Source organism: Nocardia jejuensis NBRC 103114 (assembly GCF_001613145.1).
GTDB lineage: Bacteria > Actinomycetota > Actinomycetes > Mycobacteriales > Mycobacteriaceae > Nocardia > Nocardia jejuensis.
The window spans coordinates 223773-249120 of sequence record NZ_BDBU01000006.1; the positions used below are offsets into that span (position 1 = coordinate 223773).

A 25348-nucleotide genomic window follows, 5' to 3' on the forward strand; every position below is an offset into this window, starting at 1 on the left:
CATGGCAATCGCCATGATGGCGGTGACGGTATTCGCGCTCGGCTCGGTCTGGATGTCGCACTCACCTGCCCCCGCGACCGCAGGCGCGGGCATGTTGGCGGCCGGACTATGGGTGACCGTGCGCCTGATGCCCACCTACTCCGCAACACGGCGAGCCCATCGCCCCGGATCCGGCTCGCACCGACGCGGCCACGCTGTCACCGACCTCGGACAGCCCTTCACGAAACGGTATCCGCACAAGGAGTCCGCGCTCCCTCAGTGAGTGCGCCATCGATCGGTGATGAGTTGTGCGAGCGTGCTCACCGGTCACCGGTTGGGTGCTCGTGCAGGGTAAATAGCAGGTGGTCGAATCAGGTGATCGCCGCAGCCACCTGAGCACGATCGTCGGGGTGTTTGTGCGAGAGCAGCAATTCGGTGCTCGGCTCCGCCGAGCCAGGGCTGTAGGTCACCCGCGTCCGGCGCACCGCCACCTGCCAGCGCTCCTCATCCGCGGTCAGAACACCACGCTCGGGCAACGACGAATCCCTGGCCATCCCGCAACCCCCGTACTGAAGACGAGTAGGAGCTGAAAGAACGGTACTGCGCAGGAGTTCGGGACACGCCGACGATCCGCAGTCCCGTTCAGCCGCAGCAGAATCCGCACGTCAGCACTGAAAACGACTTCGAAAAACGATAGATTTCGAGAGCTGTTGGCTCTGTTCGTGTTCGGCAGAGGATCGTTTTCCGAACGGATCGCGGCCGTAACTTCAGACCAGCGGGTCCGGCCGCGACAGAGAAAGGACCGAGCGCCCATCTTCGCGGGCACCCGGTCCTTGGGTAGGTCAGTTGCCGTAGCGGGCAGCCTCGGTCGAAGCGTCCAGCTCGGGTGTGTAGCTCGCGGCAGTGGGCTCGACCGGCTTCTGTTCGATCCACTCACGTGGTTCGGCCGGCAGGTGCCGCCAGCGCGCCCGCGGATCGGATCCCTGACTCGGTGAGTGTTCCGAGGTCATCCGGACCCCTTCCCTTCTACTTCTTCCTTTTCACAACGAGCCCCGGCGGAGCTCGCCGACATCGACGCCGATCGGTGGAGGGAGGTCCTGCACTGCAGCCGCGCCCCGCGGAACTGGGTCAATCCATCACCCAGAGCACCGTCCACCCGCCGTTCGCGCCGAAGTCCTCACACTCGTACCGCTCGCCGTCGTCCGGCATGTTGAGTCGGACCCAGTTGGCGCACTGGAACAGCGAATCCAGACCGGAGTGGATGGGAAACTTGGTCTCCGCCGAGGCCTGCGACGCCTAAGCGGCCCCACCTATCAGTGTGAGTCCGGCGATCATGTCTACCGCGATTGCTGCCTTCATTCTGTTTCTTCTTGGAGATGTTCGGATCGGGATCAGTTCACGACCCACAGCGCGGTCCATCCACCGTTCTCTCCGAAATCCTGGCACTCGTACTGTTTGCCGTCGGCGGACTGATCCATCACCCAGCTGGCACACTCCCAGCCCAGGAAAACCCGGAGTTCACGGGGAACTTGGTCTCCGCCGTGGCCACACCCGCCGCGCCGGCTCCCATGAGTGTGAGTCCAGCGATCATGGCGCTGGCGATTGCTGCTTTCATCGTGCTCCCCCTTGTAACCGTTCTGACAAGATCAGCGTGACGTTGAATCATTAACGTTCCCTTGGATTCTGCTTGCCGACACCCCAGCGCCAGGACAGAAAAATGTTCTTCGCCCAGCATGTGTCGTGTTTCCCTGACCGGCTCGATCCCTGTAGGGCGTCGGGCCGACTGGTCCCAGTGAAGTCCTCCACGGGCTGGCCAACGAAGCGGAATGGGTTGCCGGACACGCGAATACGCTGCTGGCGGCCATGATTCGGGTTATCCGGTCCGGACACCGCGGTCCGATGTAGGCCGCGTTCAGATCCGGATCCGTCCGCGCGCATGCTTCGCGATGTGGGAAACCGACCACGGCATCGCGTGTGTCTTTCATGACCAGCAGGAATGCCAGCAACGGGTGGATGGGGGCAAGATACTGGGCTATCGGGAGTCCGCGGCCGGGTGCGGCTGAATGAAGCGGGAAGTCATCTGCCCGAGTGGGACAACCCTGAGGGGTACGTCGGAGGGCGATCAAGTAACTGAACAGCCTCAGCACATCGTGACGCCCCGGTCCTCAGGTTCCAGGGCGTTGCGGTGTCCAGAGGCGCGCACCCCGCAGGGAGGGTGCGGCAAGGGACGGGGTACCGGGGTCCGGGGTTAGATGCTCTGGTGCCGGCCCATGGCGGACTGTGAGGATTGATCCTGTGCGAAATGAGCCGGAACGAGCAGCGAAATACGCCGCGTACGCTCTGAATGAACTCCTGAAACCCGCAGTTAAGTAGGCGATATGTCCATTCTCACCATTGCCCTGATCGTCGGTCTGCTCGCCTTGCTCGCGCTCGCGATCGCCGCATCCATCAAGACGGCCTTGTTCCGGCACGAGGGTGAAGGCTGGACCACCGCCTTTCGGCACGGCTGGAAAGGGTTCTCAGCAGGGCTGGGCGTGATGCTCGTCCTCTCCACCGCGTTCGTGCTGTTCCTTCGTTGACTTGTTCTTCGGCTCAATGGGAATCGCCCTGGCGAACGCACGCTCATGCCGATGAGCGTGTTCGTGGTCTGAGTGGGAGATGTGTCGGCACCACATGCAGTCCGTTCGTGGTACTCGGCCGGGTCTCGAACCGTCTGTAGCGTCGGTGGAGCAAGCGATCCGCATCCGTGGAAAGGATTTCTGATGACAGATCTTCCAGCTCCCACGACGCCCTATCTGGAGCCCGAAGCCAAGAAGCTTACCGAGGACACCGACCCACACCCGCGTATCTACGAGTTGCCCCCTGAGCAGGGTCGCAGCATCCTCAGCGATTTGCAGCGAGGTGAGGGCGTCGAACGGCCGGACGTCGAGGAAGAGTGGGTCGAGGTGGACGCCGGTGAGTGGGGCGTAGTCCGCACCCGCATCATCAAGCCCAAGGGTGCTTCGGGCCTGCTACCGGTCGTGTTCTATATCCATGGCGCCGGTTGGGTCTTCGGCGACGACAAAACCCACGACCGTCTCTTCCGCGAGCTCACCGTCGGGGCCGGTGCCGCCGGTGTCTTCCCCGTCTACGACTGGGCGCCCGAGAAGAAGTATCCGACACAGGTCGAGCAGAACTACGCCGTCGGTCAGTGGCTGCAGGCGAACGGCGCCGATCACGGCCTCGACACCTCCCGCGTCGCCGTCGCCGGTGAATCCGTCGGAGGATGCATGTCCGCGGTTTTCGCGCAGATGAACAAAGACCGTGGCGGCCTTGCGCTCAAGGCGCAGATCCTGCTCTACCCCGTGACAGGACCGGATTTCGATACCCAGTCCTATCACCAGTTCGCCGAGCACTACTACCTCACCCGCGACGGGATGAAGTGGTTCTGGGATGCCTACACTACCGACGAGAACAAACGTGAGGAGAAGTACGCCTCGCCCCTGCGGGCCACCCTCAAGGACCTTGACGGACTGCCTCCTGCCCTGGTCATAACCGCGGAGGCTGATGTCTTGCGCGATGGAGGCGAGCTCTATGCGAACAAGCTTCGTGAGGCCGGGGTAGAGGTGACGGGCGTCCGAATCAGCGGAACCGTCCACGATTTCCTGCTGCTGGACAGCCTGCGAGACACTCCGGCCACCAATGTCGCACGCAAGCTGTCCATCGACGCATTGCGAAAGGCGCTCCACCAGCAATGACGTCGACAGGTGGGTGGGCGACAGAGTCTGGCGCCTGCCCACCTGTGGTAGACCCGCGGCGGCGATAGCCCTCCGGTCAGTCGGTGAGGATCTGTTCGACCCCTTCTCGATAGGTGGTGACCTGGAAGTCGGGGAAGCGGGTCGCGAACTTCGCGCTGTCGAAGATGTTGTCGTCGCGGTAGCGGCCGAGCAGCTCGTACATCTCGCCGAGCGTGGTGACGAAGCGTCGTCCGAGGCGGAAGGCGAACATCGGCAGCACCGTGTAGCCGATCGTGCGGCCGGTGACCTCGCCGGCGATCTCGATGAGCTGGGCGTAGGACTGACGGTTCGGGTCGACCGGCAGGTGCCATGTCTGGTTGTAGGCATCGGGGGTGTTGCCGAGCAGGGCCAGCGCCCGGCTCGCGTCGGGAGTCCAGATCAAGGATCGCTTCGTGTGGGCGTTGACCGGTACGAGCGGCCGCTTTCCAGCCTTGATCCGGTCGAACACCAGTGAATTGGTGTAGCTCTTGGTCGAGCCGGGCCCGTAGAACTCGGGGGCGCGGCCGACGAGGCCTTGAACGCGGCCGGCCTGCATGGCCTCGAGCAGCATGGTGGCGATCTCGCCGCGGACGCGTCCCTTGCGACCGCCCGGTGCGAATGCTGTCGACTCGATTTGGGGCTTCGACGTTCCGGGATACATGTAGGTGTTGTCGAAGAAGACGAGCTTGGTCCCGTGTTCGGCGCAGGCATCGATGACGTTGCGCATGATGACGGGGAACTGACGCTCCCACAGCTGCGAGTCCAGGGGCAGCCCGACGGTGAGGTAGGCGATCTCGCTGCCCGCGACAGCACGGCGGGTGGCCTCGGCATCGGTGAGGTCTGCGGCCACGAGTTCGTCGGTGTCGTTGACCCGCGCCGGTTTGCGGCTGACCAGGCGAATGTCCTTGGTGTATGTGCGGTGGAGCTCGTTGACGAGCTCGTCGGCGATCGGTCCGCCAGCGCCGAGCACGGTCTGCATGGGGTCTCCTCAGGGTGATGGGGTGGTGGCGACGTCAGCTCGGGTTGCGAGCAGCGTCAGAGAACCGAATGACGATGTGGTCGAACACCATGGCCCGGGGGCGGACCCCGCTGCGGTGGTCGTTGGTCGAGCCTGTGGCGCCTGGTCGCGGGTCTACCGCCAGCGAGTCACCGAGGTCGACCCGACGGTGCAGCGGATGAGGTCGACCGCACCGGCGGCGGCAGCACATCGTCGCCCGGGGGATGACGAGGGCCGGTCCGGTTCGTCCGGCGGTGCGCTATGTTTACAGTGCTAACACAGCGTAGAAGGGCAAAGTAAGCAATGTCAACATCGGAGAAGAGTGGCTACCATCACGGCGACCTGCGGGCAGCGCTGCTCTCGGCGGCGATGGAGATGCTCGAGGCCGGCGAACCTTTCTCGCTGCGCGCGATCGCGCGCAGTGCCGGTGTGTCGCAGACGGCGCCGTATCGCCATTTCAAGGACCGCGACGCGCTGGAGTCCGCGCTGGCCGTCGAGGGTTTCCGTGACCTGCTGGCGAGTCTGGGGCAAGGGCGCAATCCGCCCGCCTCGGTCCAGGATCTGGCCGAGTTCGCGGTCGCCTACGTCGCCTTCGCGCTGCGGCGTCCGGCTCTCTTTCGGGTGATGTTCGGCAAGCCCTGCGACGATGCCGACGACGAGCGGGTCAAGGCGGCCGACGCCCTGCACGAGTTGCTGGCCGCCGCTCTCGATCAGGTCTTTCCCGAGGCGGACGCCTCGGCGCTGGCGTCTGCGGGCTGGGGGCTCGCTCACGGGCTGGCGTACCTGTATCTCGATGGCAAGCTGCACGCGGAGTCGAGCGGGGAGGTCGCCGAGCGGGTGCGCGGCGCCTTCCTCGCGATCGCGTCGGTCGGCCCCTGAGGCTTGCCGCGCACGCCACACCACCAGTGTTGACAGTGCTCACATGTCGTGCAATCCTCGGTGTTGACACCGCTTACATCAGAGGAGATGGCCGATGGCATCGACCGGCAAACTGACCGAACGGACCGTAGAAGTCGATCTCGGAGGGCGTCTGGTCACTGTTCCGGAAGGCGGCCTCTACGACCGCTTCAGGATGAACACCGACCTCGACGAAGTCGCGCGAGACCCGAGGGTCAGCAGCGTCGAGTTCTTCCGCCGGATGCCCAAGACCCGCGTGGATTCCCGCATCGGACCCACGCTGACACCGAACTTCTACTACAGCATCGCCACCGCCCGGCTCACGATGCTCGCGCCGACCAAGGCGATCCGGTCCCGCCTCCCCGAGGAGCTCGATCCACTCGAGATCGCTCCGGGGCTCGGGGTCGTCTCGGTGATGGCCTTCCGGTACGACGTGTGCGACATCGACTTCTACACCGAGGCCGCCGTCGGCATCGCCGTCAAACCGGTCCGGCACAGCGGCGGACTGGGCCTGTTCGACCTGGTCACCGGGCCCAAGAACGACTCGCTGCACTCGTATGTGCTCGCGCTGCCGGTCAACACCGAGATCGCGCAGGTGCGCGGCCACGACGGCTACGGCTTCCCCAAGTGGGTCACCCCGCTCGAGGTCGACATCGACAGCGAGCGCACCTCCGCCCGGGTCTCCAACGACCAGGGCGGGCTTGACCTCGCCCTCTCGGCGCCCACTCCGAAGCAGACCGCCCGCCCCACCGGTACGCGAGTCTCGACTCTGACCTCCTACACCACGATCGAGAGTGCCTGGCATTCCACGACCAGCCAGATCAACATGCTCGCCGCGGGCACCACCCGATTGCCCCGCGACCTGGACCTGCGGCTCGGCGAGGGCCGGATGAGCGAGAGCTTGCGCGCGCTGAAACCGATCCGCACGATCCAGCTCGACGTCACAACCGAGGGCCAGCTGGCACTGCACATGCCGGTGCCCACCTCCGTCCAGGATCGGAGCTGAGGACGAGATGACCACCACGAAGACGAATATCGGGCACACCGGCACCGTCCTGCCGGCTTCGCTGACACCGGCCCGGATCGAGCACCTGGCCGCCCTGACCGCCGCCGCCGCCGACGCGCAGCGGGTCAGCACGACCTCGCCCTACACCGGCACCCCACTCGCTGAGCTGCCCGTCTCCACACCCGGCGACGTCGAGCAGGCCTTCGCCCGGGCACGCGCCGCGCAGCTCGCCTGGGCGGCCGTCCCGGTGGCCGACCGCACGCGGATCATGCTGCGCTTTCACGACCTGGTCCTCGCGCGGCAAGAACAAGCCCTGGACCTGATGCAGGCCGAGAGCGGCAAGACCCGCCGCGACGCCTTCCTCGAGATCAGCGACATCGCGATCACCGCCCGCTACTACGCGCGCAGCGCACGCCGGCTGCTCTCACCCCAACGCCGCAAGGGCGCGATCCCGGTGCTGACCCACACCACCGAGCTACGCCACCCCAAAGGCGTGGTCACCGTCATTTCGCCGTGGAACTACCCGCTCAGCATGGCCGCCGGCGACGCCATCCCGGCCCTGATGGCCGGCAACGCCGTCGTGCAGAAGCCCGACACCCAGACCGCGCTGACCGCGCTGTGGGCCCTGCAGTTGATGCGCGAGGCCGGGTTACCGGCTGACGTGTGGCAGATGGTGGTCGGCCGGGGCAGCTCCATCGGCGGCGCGCTCATCGGCGGCGCGGACTACGTGATGTTCACCGGCTCCACCGCCAGCGGACGCCAGATCGCGCGCGACGCGGGCCAGCGCCTCGTCGGCGCGTCGCTCGAGCTCGGGGGCAAGAACGCCATGGTGGTGCTGGCCGACGCCGACGTCGACAAGGCCGCCGCGGGTGCGGTCGCCGCCTGCTTCCCCTCGGCCGGGCAGTTGTGCGTGTCCATCGAGCGGCTCTACGTCGCCGACGAGATCCACGACGCCTTCGTGGCCGCGTTCATCGAGCGCACCCAGGCCATGCGACTGGGCGCTGCCTACGACTACTCGATGGACATGGGCTCGCTCACCACCCCCACCCAGCTCGACACGGTCAGCTCCCACGTCCAGGACGCGGTATCGAAAGGCGCGACGGTACTGGCGGGCGGCCGCGCCCGGCCCGACCTCGGACCCCTGTTCCACGAGCCGACCATCCTCGCCGATGTGACGCCGGAGATGACACTGTTCGACCACGAGACGTTCGGGCCGGTGGTCTCGATCTACCGGTACCGGTCGGTCGATGAGGCGGTGGCGATGGCCAACGCCACACCGTACGGCCTCAACGCGAGCGTCTGGGGCCGCAACGGCGCCCAAGCCCGCAAGATCGCGCAACGGCTGCACGCCGGCACGGTCAACGTCAACGAGGCGTTCGCCGCCGCGTGGGGCAGCATCGACGCCCCCATGGGCGGCATGGGCGACTCGGGCCTCGGGCGCCGTCACGGCGCGGACGGACTGCTCAAATACACCGAAGCCCAGACCGTCGCCCACCAGCGACTCCAAGGCTTCACTCCGCCCCGGTCGATCGAGTACCAACAGTGGGCACGGATCCTGACCCGCGCGCTCGAGACACTGCGTGCACTCGGCGTCCGCTGACCACGAGACACGACGATCTACCACCTCGCCATTCGCCCCCGCATGAAGGAGGATCAGCCAATGACCAAGCGTGTGCTGCACGTCGTCACCAACGTCGGACACTACGACGACCCGTCCCATCCGACCGGGCTGTGGCTGTCCGAGCTCACCCACGCCTGGCACGTATTCGACGAGGCGGGCTTCGAGCAGACCCTGGTCAGCCCAGCGGGCGGCCCCGCACCGCTCGAGCCGCGAGCCCTCAAATTCCCGAACTACGACAAAACAGCCAAGGCCTGGCGCGCCGACCCCGCGAAAATGGATCTCCTCGCGACCACAAAAAGCCCCGAGGAAATCGACTCCGCCGACTTCGACGCCATCTACTTCACCGGCGGCCACGCCGTGATGTACGACTTCCCCGATTCCGAAGGCCTGCAACGCATCACCCGCGAGATCTACGAGCGCGGCGACATCGTGTCCTCGGTCTGCCACGGATACTGCGGACTACTCAACACGCGACTCTCCGACGGCTCCTACCTCATCACAGGCAAGCACATGACCGGCTTCGCCTGGCAAGAGGAAGTGCTCGCCCGCGTCGACAAACTGGTCCCCTACAACGCCGAGGAACGCGCCAAGCAACGCGGCGCGCTCTACGAGAAAGCGCTACTCCCGTTCGTGTCCTACACCGCGGTCGACGGCAACCTCGTCACCGGCCAGAACCCGGGCTCGGCCAAGGCCACAGCACAAAAGGTCGTCGAGGCGCTCGCAGGCAACACCCGGCACGTCAGCTAACGAGCAAAGCCAGGTGAATACAACTTGCTGTTCCGCTGGCGCATATCCTGTAATGCCGCATACCGCGCTGAACGAATCGGCCAGACACCCTTCCCAGCACACCGACCGAGCCCCAGCCGGATGACCGGATGGGGCTCACTCAGTTCACGGAAATGCCTGGTCGAGCTAACCTGACCAGGGCAAACAAGGTCAGGAGCTCTGCTTACCGCCAGAGGTCATACGTTGAAGCGGAATTCGACTACGTCGCCATCGGCCATGACGTAGTCCTTACCTTCGATGCGGACCTTGCCGGCGGACTTGGCGGCAGCCATGGAGCCGGCGGCGACGAGGTCGGTGTAGGCGACGATTTCGGCCTTGATGAAGCCTCGTTCGAAGTCGGTGTGGATGACGCCGGCGGCCTTGGGGGCGGTGTCGCCCTGGTGGATGGTCCAGGCGCGGGATTCCTTGGGACCGGCGGTGAGGTAGGTCTGCAGGCCGAGGGTGTGGAAGCCGGCGCGGGCGAGGGCGTGCAGGCCGGGTTCGGTCTGGCCGATGGACTCGAGGAGTTCCAGGGCGGACTCGTCGTCGAGTTCGATGAGCTCGGACTCGATCTTGGCGTCGAGGAAGACCGCGTCGGCGGGGGCGACGGCGGCTTTGAGCTCGGCCTTCTTCGCCTCGTCGGTCAGGACCGCTTCGTCGGCGTTGAAGACGTAGAGGAAGGGCTTGATGGTCAGGAGCGAAAGCTCCTTCAGGAGTTCGACATCGAGTTCCTTCTGCGCGGAGAACAGGGTGCGGCCCGAGTCCAGGATCTCCTGTGCCTGCTTGGCGGCATCGGCGACCGGCTTGCGGTCCTTCTTGATGCGCGCTTCCTTCTCGAGGCGGACGACCGCCTTCTCCAAGGTCTGCATATCCGCGAGGATGAGCTCGGTCTCGATGACCTCGATATCGGCGAGGGGATCGACCTTGCCGTCCACGTGCACCACATCGTCGTCGGCGAAGACGCGCACGACCTGGCAGATGGCGTCGGCTTCACGGATGTTGGCGAGGAACTTGTTGCCCAGGCCCTCGCCCTCGGAGGCGCCCTTCACGATGCCCGCGATGTCCACGAAGGTCACCACGGCGGGCAGCTGGCGCTCGGAGCCGAAGATCTCGGCGAGCGTGGCCAGGCGCGGGTCGGGCAGCGGGACGACGCCGGTGTTCGGCTCGATGGTGGCGAACGGGTAGTTCGCCGCCAGCACGTCATTGCGGGTCAGCGCATTGAAAAGCGTCGACTTTCCGACGTTGGGCAGGCCGACGATTCCGAGGGTGAGACTCACGAGGACAAGAGTCTACCTGCGCACTTCCGCCCGAACCGCGCCGGGCGGGCCGGATCTCGTCCGACCCGCGATCCGTCAGGCACGCGGGTCGCGGCCGAGGTAGCGCAGCAGTTCGTCGGCGACGGGGGTGCTGCTGCCGAGTTCGGGCGATTCGACGACCTCGGCGTACGCGCCCCACTGGCGCAGCGGCTCGACCAGACCGGTCGCGGCGGTGAGCAGGTGGCCCGCGAGGGTCTCGGTCAGCGCCGACGGCTGTCCGGTGGCGGTGCTGATGTCCCAGGCGTGCACGGCCGCGTCCAGGGCGCACATGACCGCGGCGACCGGGGTCGGCAGTTCACCGTGCGGGAGCGGGGTCGGGACGGACTCGGTCTCGTCGGTGACGGTGGACCAGGCGGTGGCGGTCTCGTCGATCGCGGTGGCGATCAGTTTCGCCGGGGTGCCGTCGATGGCGCCGGACGGGGAGAAGGGGTCGTAGGCCGGGCCGTCGCCGAGGCCGAGTGCCTTGGCGTAGGCGAGCTGATCCCCGGCGGCGTGCTGAACCACCTGCGTCACAGTCCATTCCGAGCAGGGGGTGGCCAGCTGCCACTGATCGTCGGCGACTCCGTCGACGGCATCGGCGAGCGCGCGGTAGGAGTCGGCGAGCACCTCGCGCCAGACCGGGGCGAGGACGGTGGCGGGGGTGGCGGAAGACTGGTCGTTGCTCATTGTTCTTGCCTCTCAGTGGATTTCGTTCGCTCGTTCCTGCTTGTTGAAATAAGAATATGAGCCCATTAGGCTAGATTTCTTCCTAATGGATGCGGTGATCGAAAGGCAGAAATGTGACCTCCACCACAACCAGGCTACTTCGCCTGCTGTCGCTGCTGCAGGATCGCACGCATACCGGCCGTGAGCTGGCCGAACGGCTCCAGATCACCGACCGCACCCTGCGCCAGGACATCGCTCGGCTGCGCGAGATCGGCTATCCGGTGCATGCCGGGCGCGGGGCCGTCGGCGGCTATCGACTCGGCCAGGGCGCGGCCATGCCGCCCCTGCTCCTGGATGACGAGGAGGCCGTGGCGGTGGCCGTCGCCATGGGTCTGGCCACCAACGGCAGCACCGGGATCGCCGATATCGACGGGAGTCTGGAGCGAGCGCAGTCGAAGCTGGAGCGCATCCTCCCGAAACGGTTGCAGCGCAAGGTCACCGCCTTGCGGTCAGCGACCGAGGTCGGCCCGGCGAATACCGGCTCGGTCGAGCCCGAGGCCCCGGTGCCCGCCGAGACGCTGGCCGTTATCGCCTCCGCCATCCGCGCGACGACCACGCTGCACCTGCACGGGTGCGAGGTGGAGCCCTACCGACTGATCAGCTGGCAACGCCGTTGGTACCTGGTCGCCTACAGCCTGAAAACCCATGCCTGGCAGGCACTTCCAGTCGCCACGATGAGCGAGGTCCGGCCGGCCGGACGCTACTTCGCCGCGCGCACCCTGCCCGATGGCGATCTGGTCGCCTTCGTCCTGCGTGAAATAGCCTCCGCCGGTTGGGAGGTCCACGCCCGGGTGACCATCCTCGCCCCCGCCGATGTGGTGATCTCCCGCATCAACCCGACGGTCGGCGTCGTGGAACCGGTGGACGCCGACACCTGCGTCCTGATCACCGGCGCGGACCGCTTGGAGACCATCGCCATCTATCTGAGCATGCTGATGATGGACTTCCGCGTGGACGACCCCCCGGAACTGGTCGAACACCTGCGGCTGCTGGCCCGCAGGTACGCCGCCGCCACCCCGCCGCGATGAGTCGGAAGTGCGCTCACCGCCCGCCGAGGCCCGACATGGCGATGCCTCGCACGAAGGCGCGCTGCGCGAACGCGTAGAGCACCAGCAACGGGATCAGGATGATCACCGACGCGGCCATCAGCAGCGGCCAGTCCGTGTTGTATTGCCCTTGCAGTCGCACCAGACCGAGTGTGGCGGTGGCGTATTCATCGCGCTGAATCATGATCAGCGGCCAGAGGAAGTCGTTCCAGACGGTGATCCAGGTGAGCACGGCCAGCACCATGACCGCGGGCCGCGCGTGCGGAAGCAGGACCCGCCAGTACAGCTGCCAGGTGGTGCAGCCGTCGAGGATGGCCGCCTCCTCCAGCTCGGCCGGGAGCGTGGCGAAGAACTGGCGCATGAGATAGGTGCCGAAGGCGCTGCCGAACAGACCCGGCACGATCATGGCCCACGGGGTGTCCATCCAGCCGAAGGCGCGCATGAGCAGGAACTGCGGGATGACGGTGACGGTGAGCGGCACCATGAGGGTGGCCAGGTAGCCGAGGAACAAGGTCTCCCGGCCCGGAAAACGCAAGCGGGCGAAGGCATATCCGGCCAGCGAGCAGAAGAACACCTGGCCGGCGGTGACGCAGGTGGCATAGAGAACGGTATTGAGCAGCATCCGCCCGAGCGGGATCAGTTCGAAGACCTCGCTGTAGTTCGACCACCGCGGATGCGCGGGCAGCGGCGTCGGATCGGTGATCTCGCCGTCGGACTTCAGCGAGGCCGAGACGGCCCACAGAATCGGAGCCAGCGCGCACCAGGCCACCACGACGAGGGAGAGGTAAACCGCCGCGGCGAGCCAGAATCGATGCGAGAGTCCCCGCCGGGCTCGCGCGACCTCGCGGGCATTGTCCGGTGCCGCATTGCCATTCGGTGTGGCGAGTTCCGCCCGAGCGGCGGGATCAGCGGGGACGGCGGGATCGACCGGGGCGGCGGCGTCCGACGTGGTCGTGAGCTCGTCCCGAGCGCTCACAGATCCGCCTCCGCTCGTCGCGAGAGCCGCTGCTGCACAATCGTCATCACCAGCAGGATGGCGAAGATCACCCAGGCCAGCGCGGCGGCGTAGCCGACCTCGTAGAATCGGAATGCGTTCTGGAACAGCATGATTCCGAGCACGTACGTCCCCGTCTCCGGTCCCCCGTTTCCGCCGGTCAGCGCATAGGCCTGGTCGAACGCCTGCACCGAGTTGATGATCGTGATGACGAAGACGAACGACAGCGCGCCCCGGATCAGCGGCACCGTGATCGACCGGAACCGGCGCAGCGGCCCCGCACCGTCGATTCGCGCTGCCTCGTAGAGGTTTTCGGGCACGCCCTGCATGGCGGCCAGCAGGATGATCGTCGCGAACGGCACGCCCTTCCACACGGTCACCACACTCAGGGACACCAGCGCCCACTCCGGATCGGTCAGCCACGGCACCGGGCCGAGCCCCACCCAGCCGAGCACCAGATTCGCCGGCCCGTCGTCACTGGCGAACACGAAACGGAACACCACCGCCATCGCCACGGTGGACGCGACCAGCGGCAGGAACGCCAGTGTGCGGAACACCCCTGTCCCGGCCAGTTTCCGATTCAGCAGCCCCGCCACCACCAGGCTGATCACCACCGTCGGCACCAGCGTGAGCACCGTGAACACCGCCGTGTTCCGCAGCGCGATATAGAACAGTGGATCGTGGGCCACCAACCGCCGGTAGTTCTGCACTCCCACGAATACCGGCGGGCTGAACAAGTCCCACGAGTGAAAACTCAGATACAGCGAGAACCCCAGCGGAAACAGCAGAAACACCACCACCGCGGCCAGATTCGGCGCCACGAACAGCATTCCGTCCCGCGCCCGCCGCCGCCCCAGCGCCGACCGACCCGTTCGAGGCCGCTGCGCTCCCGCGTCCATGCCGACCTCGTGAGCCACCCTGCGCGATGTCACCGCCTCGGCCTCGTTGGCGTCCGTGGTCATACGGCCGCACCGAGTACTTCGTCGATATCCTTCGCTGTCTGCCCGGCCAGCGAATCCGCCTGTGCCGCACCGCGAAGCACCCGGTTGCAACCGCGCTCCAGCAGGGATTCGACCTTGCCCCACCGTGGTGTGACCGCCAGCTGACGCGAATGCGCCGGGCCCTCGGTGAACACCTCGAGGTTCCGGACGGCACTGTGCGCGGCGGTGAATCCCGGCGACGCCATGGCTGATCTCAGGACCGGGACGAAGAGGCCGGAGGCGGCGATCAACGCCTGTCCTTCCGGGCCGGTCGCGAATTTCACGAACTCCCATGCTTGTTCGCGCCGTGGGCTGGCGGCGGCGATGGCCAGGCCGGTGCTGCCCACGTCCGTGATCGCACCGGGACCGCCGTGCGGGCCGACCGGCAGCACGGTGACATCGAAGTCCAGGTCCTCGCGCCCGGTGAATTCGGAATAGAGCCAGTGCCCGCCCAGCAGCATCGCGGCTTTCCCGCCGCGGAACAGGTCCTGGGCCGAGACCGACTGCCGGTCACCGACACTCGGGGCGACCCGGTGCCGCACCGCCAGGTCGGCGTAGAACTGCAGGCCCTCGGTGAAGCGCGGATCACCGATATTGGTGCGCACCGGCCGCACCGGTGGGCTGAACCATTCCGCGCCGTTGTTCATGCCGAAGCAGGCCGCGGAGAAGTACGGCACCCAGGCGTCCACGAAGCCCCACTGCGAGGTGTGTCCGTCCGCGTCTCGATGGGTCAGAGCCTGTGCCGCGGTGAGGAACTCGCTGAAGCCCCATGCGTCCGACCACCGCACGGGCGGTCGAATTCCGGCTTCGGCCAGCAGTTTCCGGTTGTAGTACAGGAATACCCCGGACCACTGTTCCGGCAGCGCGTACTGTCCGCCGTTCCAGGTGAACGTATCGCGCAGCGGCGCGTATCCGTCCGCGCGCAGCCGATCCGCGTACGCAGGATCCCGGTCCAGGAACTCCCCCAGGTCCGCCAGCACTCCCCGATCGGCCAGTCCGGCGTACAACAGTTCCCAGGCCATCAGCACATCGGGACATTTCCCGCCCGCGCAATAGGTCAGCATCTGCTGCAACGGATCCGGCCCCGACATGATGGTGCGAATCCTGATATCCGGTCGCCGCCTGTGGAATTCGTCGATGATGAGCAGCCGGGCCCGGGCTTCCTCCGGCCGGGCCTGGAAGAAGAAGGTGACCTCGTCCTCGTCGCCGCCCGCGCACCCGCCCGCCGCCAGCAGCGCGGCCGCCGCCGCGGAGCGCAGCAGCATACGCCGATCGATTCCGGTGCGCTCACTCCCGGATCCGGGCGACGCCGCCGGACGGGGCGGGATCGGCATCGCGGTCTCCTCTGGTCGCGGACGGTCGCGGCAGGTAGAGCGGGGAATCCGGCCCGGGAGGCAGAGAAGATATATCAGTGAACTAAATGTACGTAAGTCCCCACCGTGACGTAGATCTCGGGCCAGCATGGCAGCATACGGAGCGCAACCCGCGACACGCGGTCAACACGCGGACTCGCCGGGTTGCTGCCGGAACGCACCACCCATGCTCGACGGCGCACTGTCCGCCGGGCCACCCCTACCCGTTGGTACGAAACCCGGTAGACGGGCGGCGAAAGCCGCTTCGACGCACTGCGGGTTCCGTTACGTTGTCTTGAAAAGTTGTCCTGAGATCGTCGATACCGCTGCACGGGAGGGTTGTCGCATGGCGACCATCGAATACCTCCGAACCGACCCCGACCTACCCCCGGTCGGCGTCGTTGATCGGACGCCCATGACGCCCGCCAAGAAGGGCATCTTCCTCGCTATAGCCGTGTTCGGCGCCATAGCCTGGACAATCCTCGCGTTCGTGCGCGGTGAGAATGTCAATGCCGTCTGGATCGTGATCGCCGCGGTCTGCACCTACGTGCTGGCATACCAGTTCTACGCACGGCTGATCGAATACCGGATCACCACGCCGCGCGATGACGTCGCGACTCCCGCCGAAGAGCTGGAGAACGGCAAGGACTACATGCCGATGGACCGGCGGGTCCTGTTCGGCCACCACTTCGCCGCCATCGCGGGCGCGGGACCGCTGGTCGGTCCGGTGCTCGCCGCGCAGATGGGCTATCTGCCGGGCACCATCTGGATCATCGTCGGCGTGGTGTTCGCCGGTGCGGTGCAGGACTACCTGGTGCTGTGGGCGTCGGTGAAACGCAAGGGCCGCAGCCTCGGTCAGATGGCGCGCGACGAGCTGGGCGTGATCGGCGGTATCGCGGCGATCGTCGCGGTGCTGGTGATCATGATGATCCTGCTCGCGGTGCTCGGCATCGTGGTGGTGAACGCGCTTGCCGGACACGAGAATCCGAAGACCGGCGTGCTCGAGGGCGGCAGCCCGTGGGGCGTGTTCTCGATCGCCATGACCATTCCGATCGCCCTGTTCATGGGTCTCTACCTGCGCTTCATCCGCCCGGGCAAGGTCGGCGAGGTCTCGCTCATCGGATTCGCGCTACTGCTGCTGGCGATCGCGTCGGGCAACTGGGTCGCCGGATCCGGTTGGGGCCGTGAGATGTTCATGCTGTCCGGCACCACCATCGCCTGGCTGCTGATCGGCTACGGCTTCGTCGCCTCGGTATTGCCGGTGTGGATCCTGCTGGCGCCACGCGACTATCTGTCGACCTTCATGAAGATCGGCACCATCACCCTGCTGGCCATCGGTGTGCTGATCACCATGCCGGTGCTCAAAGCCCCCGCGGTCTCGCAGTTCGCGCACAACAGCGACGGACCCGCCTTCGCGGGCAGCCTGTTCCCGTTCCTGTTCATCACGATCGCGTGCGGCGCGCTCTCGGGTTTCCACGCCCTGGTCTCCTCCGGCACCACACCGAAACTGCTGGAGAAGCAGTCGCAGGCGCGCATGATCGGCTACGGCGGCATGCTGATGGAATCGTTCGTGGCGGTCATGGCCATCATCACCGCGAGCATCATCGACCAGCATCTGTACTTCGCGATGAACACCGGCGGCTTGGCCACCGCGCCCGCCACGCTGCCGCCGGGCGCGACCTCCGCCGAGATCGCCAAGGCCACCGCCGATGCCGCGGCCGCCAAGGTCAACGCCATGAACCTGGGTGGCACACCGATCACCGGCCAGGAGCTGATCGATCAGGCCGACTCGGTCGGCGAAGGCACGCTGCTGTCCAAGACCGGTGGCGCTCCGACGCTCGCGGTCGGCATGTCGCATGTGCTGCAGGGCTTCCTGGGCGGTTCCTCGCTCAAAGCGTTCTGGTACCACTTCGCGATCATGTTCGAGGCGCTGTTCATCCTGACCACGATCGACGCCGGCACCCGCGTCGCCCGGTTCATGCTCTCGGATTCGCTCGGCAATCTGGGTGGACCCGCGCGCAAGTTCAAGGATCCCTCGTGGTGGCCGGGCGTGTTCATCTGCTCGGGAATCGTTGTGGCGGCATGGGGTTCGGTTCTGCTGATGGGCGTCACCGATCCACTCGGCGGCATCTACACGCTGTATCCGCTGTTCGGCATCTCGAACCAGCTGCTCGCCGCCGTCGCCCTGACCGTGGTGCTGGCCATCGTGATGAAGAAGGGCCTGGTCAAGTGGGCGTGGATTCCCGCGCTGCCGCTGGCCTGGGATCTCATCGTCACCATGACCGCGTCCTGGCAGAAGATCTTCTCGCAGGATCCGAAGATCGGTTACTGGAAGGCGCACAGCGACGCGATCTCCAAACGCGACGCCTACGAGCTGGCCCGCGATTCGAGCCAGCTCCCCAAGGGCGTCAAGGATGTGGACGCGCTGAATCTGGCGATCACCAACCTGGGCAAGACGATTCGCAACACCTACATCCAGGGCACGCTCTCGATCGTGTTCGCGGTGCTGGTGCTGATCGTCGCGATCGTGGGCGTCGTGGTGTGCCTGCGCGCCCTGCGCACCGGCGGTGGGGAGACCACCGAATCGCCGGAGGAGCCGTCCAAGATCTTCGGCCCGACGTCGTTCCTGGCCACCTCGCAGGAGAAGGCCGTACAGAAGGAGTGGGACGAAGCCGTCGCCGCGGGCAAGGCCCGCGCCTCGGGCGCGGCGGCGCACGCGCATTGATGCGGCGATGACACCGATGCGACGATGACAGCGATGACCGATCCGACCGTCCCGCCGACCGCAGGTGCACTGCGGTCGGCGGGACGCGCCGTCCTGCGGGTGATCCGCGCGGTGATCTGGTGGTTCGACTCGATCCTCGGCGGCAACGACTACGCCCGGTACGTGGATCATCTGACCCTGCACCACCCGGGGTGCGACATCCCCACCGAACGCGACTACTGGCGGGACCGGCACGACGCCGCGGCGCGCAACCCCGCCAACCGCTGCTGCTAGCGGCGACCTCCGGAACCGCGTCGATTCGCGGGACGCCGAATCCGACGCCGAGTGGGAGTACCGCGTGATCGGCGTTGTCCTGCACGGATGCGCGCGCGGGCCCGCGTGGCCGATTCCCGCTCGGGGGTAATGGCCGAATTCCGCTAGCAGATGCGGAGCGGGCCTGCGATGGTGGTGTGTGTGAGTGCGAACGATCTGGATTTCGAGCGGTGCTATCGCGCCGTGGCTACTCGGGATGCCCGGTTCGACGGGCAATTCGTGACCGCGGTGCGCACTACCGGAATCTATTGCCGCCCTTCGTGTCCGGCCATCACCCCGAAGCGGACCAACGTCAACTTCCTGCCCACCGCCGCCGCGGCGCAGCAGTCGGGTTATCGCGCCTGCCGGCGCTGCCTACCCGATGCCGCTCCCGGGTCACCGCTGTGGAACACCCGGGCCGACCTGGCCTCGCGGGCCATGCGGTTGATCGCGGACGGCGTCATCGAGCGCGGTGGAGTGCCGGCCCTGGCCGACGCGCTGGGGTATTCGCAGCGGCAGCTGACCCGCGTGCTGACCAGCGAACTCGGGGCGGGCCCCCTGGCCCTGGCGCGGGCACACCGGGCGCATACGGCCCGGCTGCTGATCCAGACCACCCGGCTGCCCATGTCCGATATCGCGTTCGCGGCGGGCTTCGCCAGCATCCGGCAGTTCAACGACACCGTGCGCGAGGTGTTCGCGGTCAGCCCGACCACGCTGCGCGAAGAGTCCCGCCGACGCAACGGCGACACCCTGCCCACCACCAATGGTCTGCTCACACTGCGACTTCCGTACCGGGAACCGCTCGACAAGGCGTGGCTGGAGTGGTTCCTGTCCGCGCACACCGCGCCGGGGCTGGAACTGTGGGAGGACGGCGTCTACACCCGCAGTCTGCGAACTCCGCACGGGCACACCACCGTTCGCATGTCCGTGCAGCCGGGACACGTGCGCGCCACGCTCGCGCTGCAGGACATGCGCGATCTCGCGCCCACCGTGGCGCGGCTGCGGCACTTCCTGGACCTGGACGCCGATCCGGTCGGCATCGACGAGGCGCTGGCCACCGGGATGATGGGCGCCTCGCTGCGCCCGGCGGTGTCGACCGACGGCTTCCGGCCGCGCCCGGATCAGGCCGGCTCGGCGGTGCTGCGCGACGGTCCGCTGCGGGACGGCGCGGCCCTCGGACCCGGCCCCGGCGGGCTCGTGCTGTCGCCCGGAATCCGCGTGCCCGGCTGCCTGGACGGCCCGGAGTTGTTGATCCGCACCATGATCGGGCAGCAGATCTCCATCGCCGCCGCGAACACACACACCTCCCGCCTGGTCCAGATGCTCGGCGAATCCATCCCCGGCCCGATCCCGCACCTGTTCCCCACCTCTGCCGCGATCGCCGAACACGGGGCCGAGGTTCTCACCGGCCCGGCCCGCCGCATCGAGTCCATCGTCCGGGCCGCTCGGTCCCTCGCCGACGGTGAGGTGGTGCTGCACTCCGGTCGCACCGCCACCGAATTGCGCCGTGACCTGCTGGCCATGGACGGCGTCGGCCCCTGGACAGCCGACTACGTGACCATGCGGCTGCTGTCCGATCCGGATGTACTGCTGCACACCGATCTGGTGGTCCGCCGCGGCGCGACCCTGCTCGGCATCGACCTCACCGACACCGCGCGCTGGGCGCCCTGGCGCTCCTACCTGACCATGCACCTGTGGAAGCACGCCCTGGCGAATCCCACGGCTGCCCCCGACCGGAAAGCGAGAACCGCTCCGTGAAGACCGAAACCACTTCCGCCATCGCCGATTTCGCCACGCAGGACACGGACGCCGGTCCGTTCACGGCGCTCGTGGACGCCGAGGGCGCGGTGCTGGCTTCCGGCTGGACCACCGATGCGGAGAACCTGCGTCAGCTGATCCATCCCACCCTGCGCCCGGCCGGGCTGCGCGAGCGCGACGCGCTCGGTGCGGTCTCCACCGCCATCCGGGCGTATCACGAGGGTGATGTGGCAGCGATCGACGAGATCGCGGTGCGTCAGGCGTCCGGGCCGTTCCTGCTCTATGCCTGGGAGACCCTGCGCAAGGTCACCGCCGGTGATCCCATCACGTACACCGAGTTCGCGGCGATCTCGGGCCGCCCCGCCGCCACCCGTGCGGCCGCCAACGCGTGTGCGCGCAATGCCGCCGCCCTCTTCGTGCCCTGCCATCGCATCATCCGCACCGACGGCACGCTGGGCGGCTTCCGCTGGGGCCTGCCGGTGAAGCGCTGGCTGCTCGATCACGAAGCAAACCGATCGGCCTGATCGGTCACCCGTCGGGCGTAGCCTCGAACCATGTGCCGCAACATCCACACACTCCATAATTTCGCGCCCCCGGCCACCGAGGACGAGGTCCAGGCGGCGGCCCTGCAGTACGTGCGCAAGATCAGCGGGTCCGCCAAGCCCTCGCAGGCCAACCAGGCCGTTTTCGACGAAGCCGTCGCCGAGGTCGCCGCCGCCACCTCCCGGCTACTGGCGAACCTCGTCACGAACGCGCCGCCCAAGGACCGCGAAGTGGAAGCCGCCAAGGCCCGGGCCCGCGCCCAGATCCGCTACTCCCGCGTGAACTGATCGCTGTCACGACGGGCCGGTGATCGGCTCGACGCACCGCCGCGGGACGACGCCTGGAGCGCGGAGACCGCCTCGCACAACCGCCGATGCCGCGGGGGCGGGGCCGGTGATGCTGCCGCGCTCGCACCGCTCCGGCAACCGCGCACTGACCACGGCGTCCTGCGACAGCCGCCACATTTGCGGCCCACGGTAGCCTGTGGCTTTCAATCGCGGTGCGTCTAACTGGTGCCCGTGCGCCACGCTCGCGCAATCGTTGAGCGATGACATCCACTGCGGCGAAAACCACCACAGACTCCGACCTGGATGCGACATTCGGGCCGATCTTCCAGAGCATTGCCCAGCGCGCCGTCGAGCGCGAAATAGATCGACGCCTCCCCTTCGAGGAGGTGGGATGGCTGCGCAACGCGCGCTTCGGCGCACTGCGGGTCCCGATCGAACACGGCGGCTACGGCGTCAGCGTGCGTCAGCTGTTCCGGCTGCTGATCGATCTGGCCGCCGCGGAATCCAATCTGCCGCAGGCACTTCGGGTGCACTTCTCCTTCGTGGAGGATCAGCTGCTGGCCGCCCCCGGACCGGAGTCCGAACGCTGGCTGCGGGCGCTGGCGCAGGGCACGCTGATCGGGAACGCGATCACCGAACCCGGGGTCGGCGCGGTCGATCGGTATCAGACCACGCTCACCGCCTCCGACGACGGCTGGCTGCTCAACGGCACGAAGTACTACAGCACCGGCTCGCTGTACGCCGACCACATTCTGGTCGCGGCCGATCGGGACGGCGAACGGATCGGCCTGCTGGTCGACGCCAACGCCGAAGGTGTTCGGCAGCACGATGATTGGGACGGCTTCGGCCAGCGCCTGACCGCGAGCGGCACCACCGAGTTCACCGATGTCGCGGTGCGCGAGGACCGGATTCTCGGCCCCGGCTACGGCGCACCCGGCCCCACCTACGGCACCTCGTATCTGCAACTGGTCCAGCTCGCGGTGCTCGCGGGCATCGCCCAGCGCGCGGAACTCGACGCCCGGGAGTGGGTGGCGGCCCGCACCCGCGGCTACACCCATTCCGCCGCCGACCTGCCGCGCGAGGATCCGCTGGTGCAGCAGGTCATCGGCCGGTTGTCCAGCGCGGCCTTCGCGGCCCGGGCCACCGTGCTCGCGGTCGCGGATCTCCTGGACGAGGTTCTGAACACCGGCGCGAAGGACGAAAGCGCCTTGGTGGCAGTGGAACTCGCCGCCGCGCAGGCACAGCTGTCGGTGATCGACCTGGTACTGCCCGCGACCACGCTGCTGTTCGAGGTCGGCGGGGCCTCGGTGGTGTCCGAGCGGCTGCGCCTGGATCGGCACTGGCGCAACGCCCGCACCATCTCGGTGCACAATCCGGCGATCCAGAAGGCCCGGGCGATCGGCGACCATCTGCTGAACGACGCGCCGCTGCCGTTCGCCTGGAGCGCGGGCGAACGTCGTTCCGCGACAGAGGAATCGCGATGACGCGGCGTATCCGGTTCAACGCCTTCGACATGAACTGCGTCGCGCACCAGTCCCCCGGACTGTGGCGGCATCCGCAGGATCAGTCGCATCGGTACAAGGAACTGAGCTACTGGACCGAACTGGCGAAACTGTTGGAGCAGGGGCGATTCGACGGCATCTTCATCGCCGACGTGCTGGGCACCTACGACGTCTACGGCGGTGACGACGTCGCCGCGCTGCGCCAGGGCGCGCAGATCCCGGTCGCCGACCCGCTGTTGCTGGTGTCCGCCATGGCGGCGGTCACCGAGCATCTGGGCTTCGGCATCACCACCGGGACCGGATTCGAGCACCCCTATCCGTTCGCGCGACGCCTCTCCACCCTCGATCACCTCACCGGCGGCCGGATCGGGTGGAACGTGGTCACCGGCTATCTTCCTTCCGCCGCAAGGAATTTCGGCGCGGCCGACCAGCTCGACCACGATGAGCGCTACAACCAGGCCGATGAGTACCTGGAGGTGCTCTACAAGCTGTGGGAGGGCTCCTGGGAGGACGACGCGGTGGTCCGCGACGTCGAGCGCGGCGTGTACGTGGACCCGGCGAAGGTGCACCACATCGGCCATCGGGGTACGCACTACACGGTTCCCGGCATTCACCTGTCCGAACCGTCGCCGCAGCGCACGCCGACGATCTACCAGGCCGGAGCGTCGCCGCGCGGGGTGCGCTTCGCCGCCGAGAACGCCGAGGCCATCTTCATCGCCGGGCCGTCGAAAAGAATTCTGGCGCAGACTGTTTCCCGTATTCGCGATGCCCTCGAAGCCGCGGGACGAGATCGGAACTCGGCCCGGATCTACGCCCTGGCCACCGTCATCACCGATGCCACCGACGAGGCCGCCGCGCGCAAGCACGAGGAGTATCTGTCCTACGCGAGCATCGAGGGCGGGCTGGTGTTCATGTCCGGCTGGATGGGCGTCGACCTGTCCGCGTACGACCTCGATGATCCGATCGGCCAGGTGGACAGCAATGCCATCCAGTCCGCTGTCGCCGCGTTCCAGGAATTCGACGACGACGGCCGGGAGTGGACGGTCCGCGATATCGGCCGCTGGGCGGGCATCGGCGGGATGGGCCCGGTCTTCGTCGGCTCGGGCTCCAGCGTCGCCGATCAGCTCCAGGACTGGGCCGAGGAGACCGACCTGGACGGGTTCAATCTGGCCTATGCGATCACCCCGGGAAGTTTCGAAGACATTGTGCACCATGTGATTCCGGAGCTCACCGCGCGCGGCGCGTATGCCCGGGAGTACGCCCCCGGCACGCTGCGCGGCAAGCTGCTCGACCGCGGCGATCGACTGCCGCCCGAACACCGTGGAGCCACCTATCGACCCGGTGGCTCGGCCTCCACCGCGCTGCCCGACGCCGTCTCCCGGCCCGGGTCCGCGATCTCCCTCTGAACAGCAGGATCGGAAAGGAACGAACATGACCTCACATGCCACCGGCCGCTCCACCCGTTCGGCCGCCGTGATCGGAGCCGGCCAGACCGGCGTCACGGCCGCGCTGGGCCTGCTCGACGCCGGATTCACCGTCACCCTCTACAGCGATCGCGATCAGCGAGCCCTGCGCCAGGACGTGCCCGCCACCGGCACGGCTCTGCAATTCGGCGAGACGCAACAGGCCGAAGCCGCGCTGGGACTGGACAGCTACACCGCCCGCGCGCCCCGGCACACCGGGCTCAGCGTCCGCATCGCCGGACCCGAGCGCGAGGAACTGATCGCCTTCGACGGGCATTTCGACGGGTACGCGGGCGTCGCGGTCGATACCCGGTTGAAGGCGGACGAGCGCCTGAGCCTGTTCCTCGAGCGCGGCGGGCAGTTCGTGGTCGACGCGGTGACGCCCGAATCCCTCGACGCCATCGCGGCGGCACAGGACCTCACCCTGGTCGCGACCGGTCGCGGCGGGCTGTCGGACCTGTTCGCCGTCGACACCGCCCGCACCGTCTACGCCGGACCGCAGCGCTCCCTGCTCACGGTGACCGTCACGGGTCTCGGTCACGACGAGAGCGTCTTCGCGCACCGCAGCCGCGCGGGCGGCGGGCACAGCGGGTTCTCCATCCTCGCCGATCAGGGCGAGGGCTGGTGGGGTCCGTACCTGCACAAGGACGCCGGGCCGAGCTGGGCCTTCCTGGGCTGGGCACGGCCGGGCAGCGACTGGGAAAAGCGCTTCGCCGCAGCCGATTCCGCGGTCTCCGCGCACGACATCGTGCAGCAGCTCTACCGCGACTACATCGAGTGGGATCTGCCCGAGGTGCTCGCCACCCGGGTGATCGCCGAGGATCCGCACTCGTGGCTGAAGGGCGCCGTGCGGCCGGTGGTGCGCTCGGGATCGGGAAAGACCGCCGGCGGGCACGTGATCGCCTCTCTCGGTGACACTTCCGCCGCCTACGACCCGATCGCCGGGCAGGGCGCGCAGAGCGGCCTGATCCAGGCCCAGCGCCTGATCGCCGCCGCCGCGGTGCACGAGGGCCCGTTCGACCAGGCCTGGATCGACGCGCAGTACGCGAGCTTCCTGGCCGCGCGCGGTGACGCCGCGAACAAGGTGACCCGCCTGTTCCTCGGCGATCCCGAGCTCGCCGATATCGGCAATCAGCTCTTCGCCACCGCCGCCGTCGACCCCAAGGCCGCGTCCGCGCTGGTCGGCCTGCTGCATCGGCCGCAACCGTTCCTGGGCGTCGACTCCCCCGCCACGACCGCCGAATTCGTCACGGCCGCAACCGGACAGGACGCGGCGGAGCTGCTCGGGCGCTTCACCCCCGCCGGACGGTTCGAGCGTTCCGCCTTCTCGAACACCCTCGCCAACGCCTGACCACACGATTGGAGC

23 protein-coding genes and 1 pseudogene are annotated in these 25348 nt (G+C 67.4%); 16 read left to right on the forward strand and 8 right to left on the reverse strand.

What is annotated here, in order from left to right:
* Window position 1 precedes the first annotated feature (1 nt).
* Window positions 2-262 carry a hypothetical protein gene (locus NJ1_RS05955; protein ID WP_067688407.1) on the forward strand — a complete coding sequence of 87 codons (261 nt, stop codon included), beginning with the start codon at window positions 2-4 and terminating at the stop codon, window positions 260-262.
* Between the two features lie 94 nt (window positions 263-356).
* On the opposite strand, the pseudogene NJ1_RS41110 reads toward NJ1_RS05955, so the two are convergent.
* Together NJ1_RS41110 and NJ1_RS38765 are read right to left on the reverse strand one after the other, a co-directional pair.
* A pseudogene (locus NJ1_RS41110) lies at window positions 357-446 on the reverse strand (antitermination regulator); the annotation flags it as partial.
* A 375-nt stretch (window positions 447-821) separates the two neighbouring features.
* Window positions 822-989 carry a hypothetical protein gene (locus tag NJ1_RS38765; protein WP_157573773.1) on the reverse strand — a complete coding sequence of 56 codons (168 nt, stop codon included), beginning with the start codon at window positions 987-989 and terminating at the stop codon, window positions 822-824.
* A gap of 1368 nt (window positions 990-2357) precedes the next feature.
* Here NJ1_RS38765 and NJ1_RS05965 point away from each other — a divergent pair.
* Both NJ1_RS05965 and NJ1_RS05970 read left to right on the forward strand, forming a co-directional pair.
* Window positions 2358-2558: a hypothetical protein gene (locus tag NJ1_RS05965; protein ID WP_067688413.1), complete on the forward strand. Its 201-nt coding sequence runs from the start codon at window positions 2358-2360 to the stop codon at window positions 2556-2558.
* Window positions 2559-2741: 183 nt separating this feature from the next.
* Entirely contained in the window at window positions 2742-3716 is a 975-nt protein-coding gene (locus NJ1_RS05970; RefSeq protein WP_067688416.1) for an alpha/beta hydrolase, read from the forward strand.
* Between the two features lie 76 nt (window positions 3717-3792).
* Here NJ1_RS05970 and NJ1_RS05975 read toward each other — a convergent pair whose 3' ends face one another.
* The gene (locus tag NJ1_RS05975) at window positions 3793-4713 is read right to left on the reverse strand and encodes an NAD-dependent epimerase/dehydratase family protein (RefSeq protein WP_067688419.1); all 921 of its coding nucleotides are present in this window, start codon (window positions 4711-4713) and stop codon (window positions 3793-3795) included.
* A 321-nt stretch (window positions 4714-5034) separates the two neighbouring features.
* Here NJ1_RS05975 and NJ1_RS05980 point away from each other — a divergent pair, with 321 nt between their 5' ends.
* The 4 genes from NJ1_RS05980 (at window position 5035) to NJ1_RS05995 (ending at window position 9002) form a co-directional block, all read left to right on the forward strand.
* Window positions 5035-5610: a TetR/AcrR family transcriptional regulator gene (locus tag NJ1_RS05980; RefSeq protein ID WP_067688422.1), complete on the forward strand. Its 576-nt coding sequence runs from the start codon at window positions 5035-5037 to the stop codon at window positions 5608-5610.
* Between the two features lie 94 nt (window positions 5611-5704).
* Window positions 5705-6634: an acetoacetate decarboxylase family protein gene (locus NJ1_RS05985; protein WP_067688424.1), complete on the forward strand. Its 930-nt coding sequence runs from the start codon at window positions 5705-5707 to the stop codon at window positions 6632-6634.
* A 7-nt stretch (window positions 6635-6641) separates the two neighbouring features.
* On the forward strand, window positions 6642-8234 hold the full coding sequence (locus NJ1_RS05990; RefSeq protein WP_067688427.1) for a succinic semialdehyde dehydrogenase: 1593 nt from the start codon (window positions 6642-6644) through the stop codon (window positions 8232-8234).
* A gap of 60 nt (window positions 8235-8294) precedes the next feature.
* On the forward strand, window positions 8295-9002 hold the full coding sequence (locus NJ1_RS05995; RefSeq protein WP_067688430.1) for a type 1 glutamine amidotransferase domain-containing protein: 708 nt from the start codon (window positions 8295-8297) through the stop codon (window positions 9000-9002).
* Between the two features lie 215 nt (window positions 9003-9217).
* Here NJ1_RS05995 and ychF read toward each other — a convergent pair whose 3' ends face one another.
* Both ychF and NJ1_RS06005 read right to left on the reverse strand, forming a co-directional pair.
* Complete coding sequence (gene ychF, locus NJ1_RS06000) at window positions 9218-10297, reverse strand: redox-regulated ATPase YchF (protein ID WP_067688432.1); 1080 nt, start codon at window positions 10295-10297, stop codon at window positions 9218-9220.
* A gap of 75 nt (window positions 10298-10372) precedes the next feature.
* The gene (locus tag NJ1_RS06005; RefSeq protein ID WP_067688435.1) at window positions 10373-11002 is read right to left on the reverse strand and encodes a TIGR03086 family metal-binding protein; all 630 of its coding nucleotides are present in this window, start codon (window positions 11000-11002) and stop codon (window positions 10373-10375) included.
* 113 nt (window positions 11003-11115) lie between these two features.
* Between NJ1_RS06005 and NJ1_RS06010 the strand changes: the two genes are divergently transcribed.
* Entirely contained in the window at window positions 11116-12069 is a 954-nt protein-coding gene (locus NJ1_RS06010; protein WP_067688438.1) for a helix-turn-helix transcriptional regulator, read from the forward strand.
* Between the two features lie 13 nt (window positions 12070-12082).
* On the opposite strand, the gene NJ1_RS06015 is transcribed toward NJ1_RS06010, so the two are convergent.
* The 3 genes from NJ1_RS06015 to NJ1_RS06025 all read right to left on the reverse strand — a co-directional run bounded on the left by NJ1_RS06015 (window position 12083) and on the right by NJ1_RS06025 (window position 15326).
* Window positions 12083-12859, reverse strand: coding sequence for a carbohydrate ABC transporter permease (locus tag NJ1_RS06015; protein WP_067688589.1), 777 nt, complete (start codon window positions 12857-12859; stop codon window positions 12083-12085).
* A 200-nt stretch (window positions 12860-13059) separates the two neighbouring features.
* Window positions 13060-13980: a carbohydrate ABC transporter permease gene (locus tag NJ1_RS06020; protein ID WP_067688592.1), complete on the reverse strand. Its 921-nt coding sequence runs from the start codon at window positions 13978-13980 to the stop codon at window positions 13060-13062.
* A gap of 59 nt (window positions 13981-14039) precedes the next feature.
* Window positions 14040-15326: an ABC transporter substrate-binding protein gene (locus NJ1_RS06025; RefSeq protein ID WP_067688441.1), complete on the reverse strand. Its 1287-nt coding sequence runs from the start codon at window positions 15324-15326 to the stop codon at window positions 14040-14042.
* Window positions 15327-15759: 433 nt separating this feature from the next.
* On the opposite strand from NJ1_RS06025, the gene NJ1_RS06030 reads away from it, so the two are divergent.
* From NJ1_RS06030 to NJ1_RS06065, 8 genes are all read left to right on the forward strand, one after another.
* Entirely contained in the window at window positions 15760-18138 is a 2379-nt protein-coding gene (locus tag NJ1_RS06030) for a carbon starvation CstA family protein (protein WP_067688444.1), read from the forward strand.
* Between the two features lie 33 nt (window positions 18139-18171).
* Window positions 18172-18411: a YbdD/YjiX family protein gene (locus NJ1_RS06035; protein ID WP_084477785.1), complete on the forward strand. Its 240-nt coding sequence runs from the start codon at window positions 18172-18174 to the stop codon at window positions 18409-18411.
* 168 nt (window positions 18412-18579) lie between these two features.
* Window positions 18580-20187, forward strand: coding sequence for a DNA-3-methyladenine glycosylase 2 family protein (locus tag NJ1_RS06040; RefSeq protein WP_067688447.1), 1608 nt, complete (start codon window positions 18580-18582; stop codon window positions 20185-20187).
* A complete protein-coding gene (locus NJ1_RS06045) occupies window positions 20184-20711 on the forward strand; it encodes a methylated-DNA--[protein]-cysteine S-methyltransferase (RefSeq protein WP_067688450.1) in 528 nt (175 codons plus the stop codon). The genes NJ1_RS06040 and NJ1_RS06045 overlap by 4 nt, the downstream gene beginning before the upstream one ends.
* A 30-nt stretch (window positions 20712-20741) precedes the next feature.
* Window positions 20742-21017, forward strand: a complete 276-nt coding sequence (locus tag NJ1_RS06050) for a DUF2277 domain-containing protein (protein ID WP_067688453.1) — start codon at window positions 20742-20744, stop codon at window positions 21015-21017.
* Window positions 21018-21277: 260 nt separating this feature from the next.
* Complete coding sequence (locus NJ1_RS06055) at window positions 21278-22501, forward strand: acyl-CoA dehydrogenase family protein (RefSeq protein WP_067688455.1); 1224 nt, start codon at window positions 21278-21280, stop codon at window positions 22499-22501.
* The gene (locus tag NJ1_RS06060; RefSeq protein ID WP_067688459.1) at window positions 22498-23925 is read left to right on the forward strand and encodes an LLM class flavin-dependent oxidoreductase; all 1428 of its coding nucleotides are present in this window, start codon (window positions 22498-22500) and stop codon (window positions 23923-23925) included. The genes NJ1_RS06055 and NJ1_RS06060 overlap by 4 nt, the downstream gene beginning before the upstream one ends.
* Window positions 23926-23950: 25 nt before the next feature.
* Window positions 23951-25333, forward strand: a complete 1383-nt coding sequence (locus NJ1_RS06065; protein WP_067688461.1) for a styrene monooxygenase/indole monooxygenase family protein — start codon at window positions 23951-23953, stop codon at window positions 25331-25333.
* The last annotated feature ends 15 nt before the right edge of the window (window positions 25334-25348 follow it).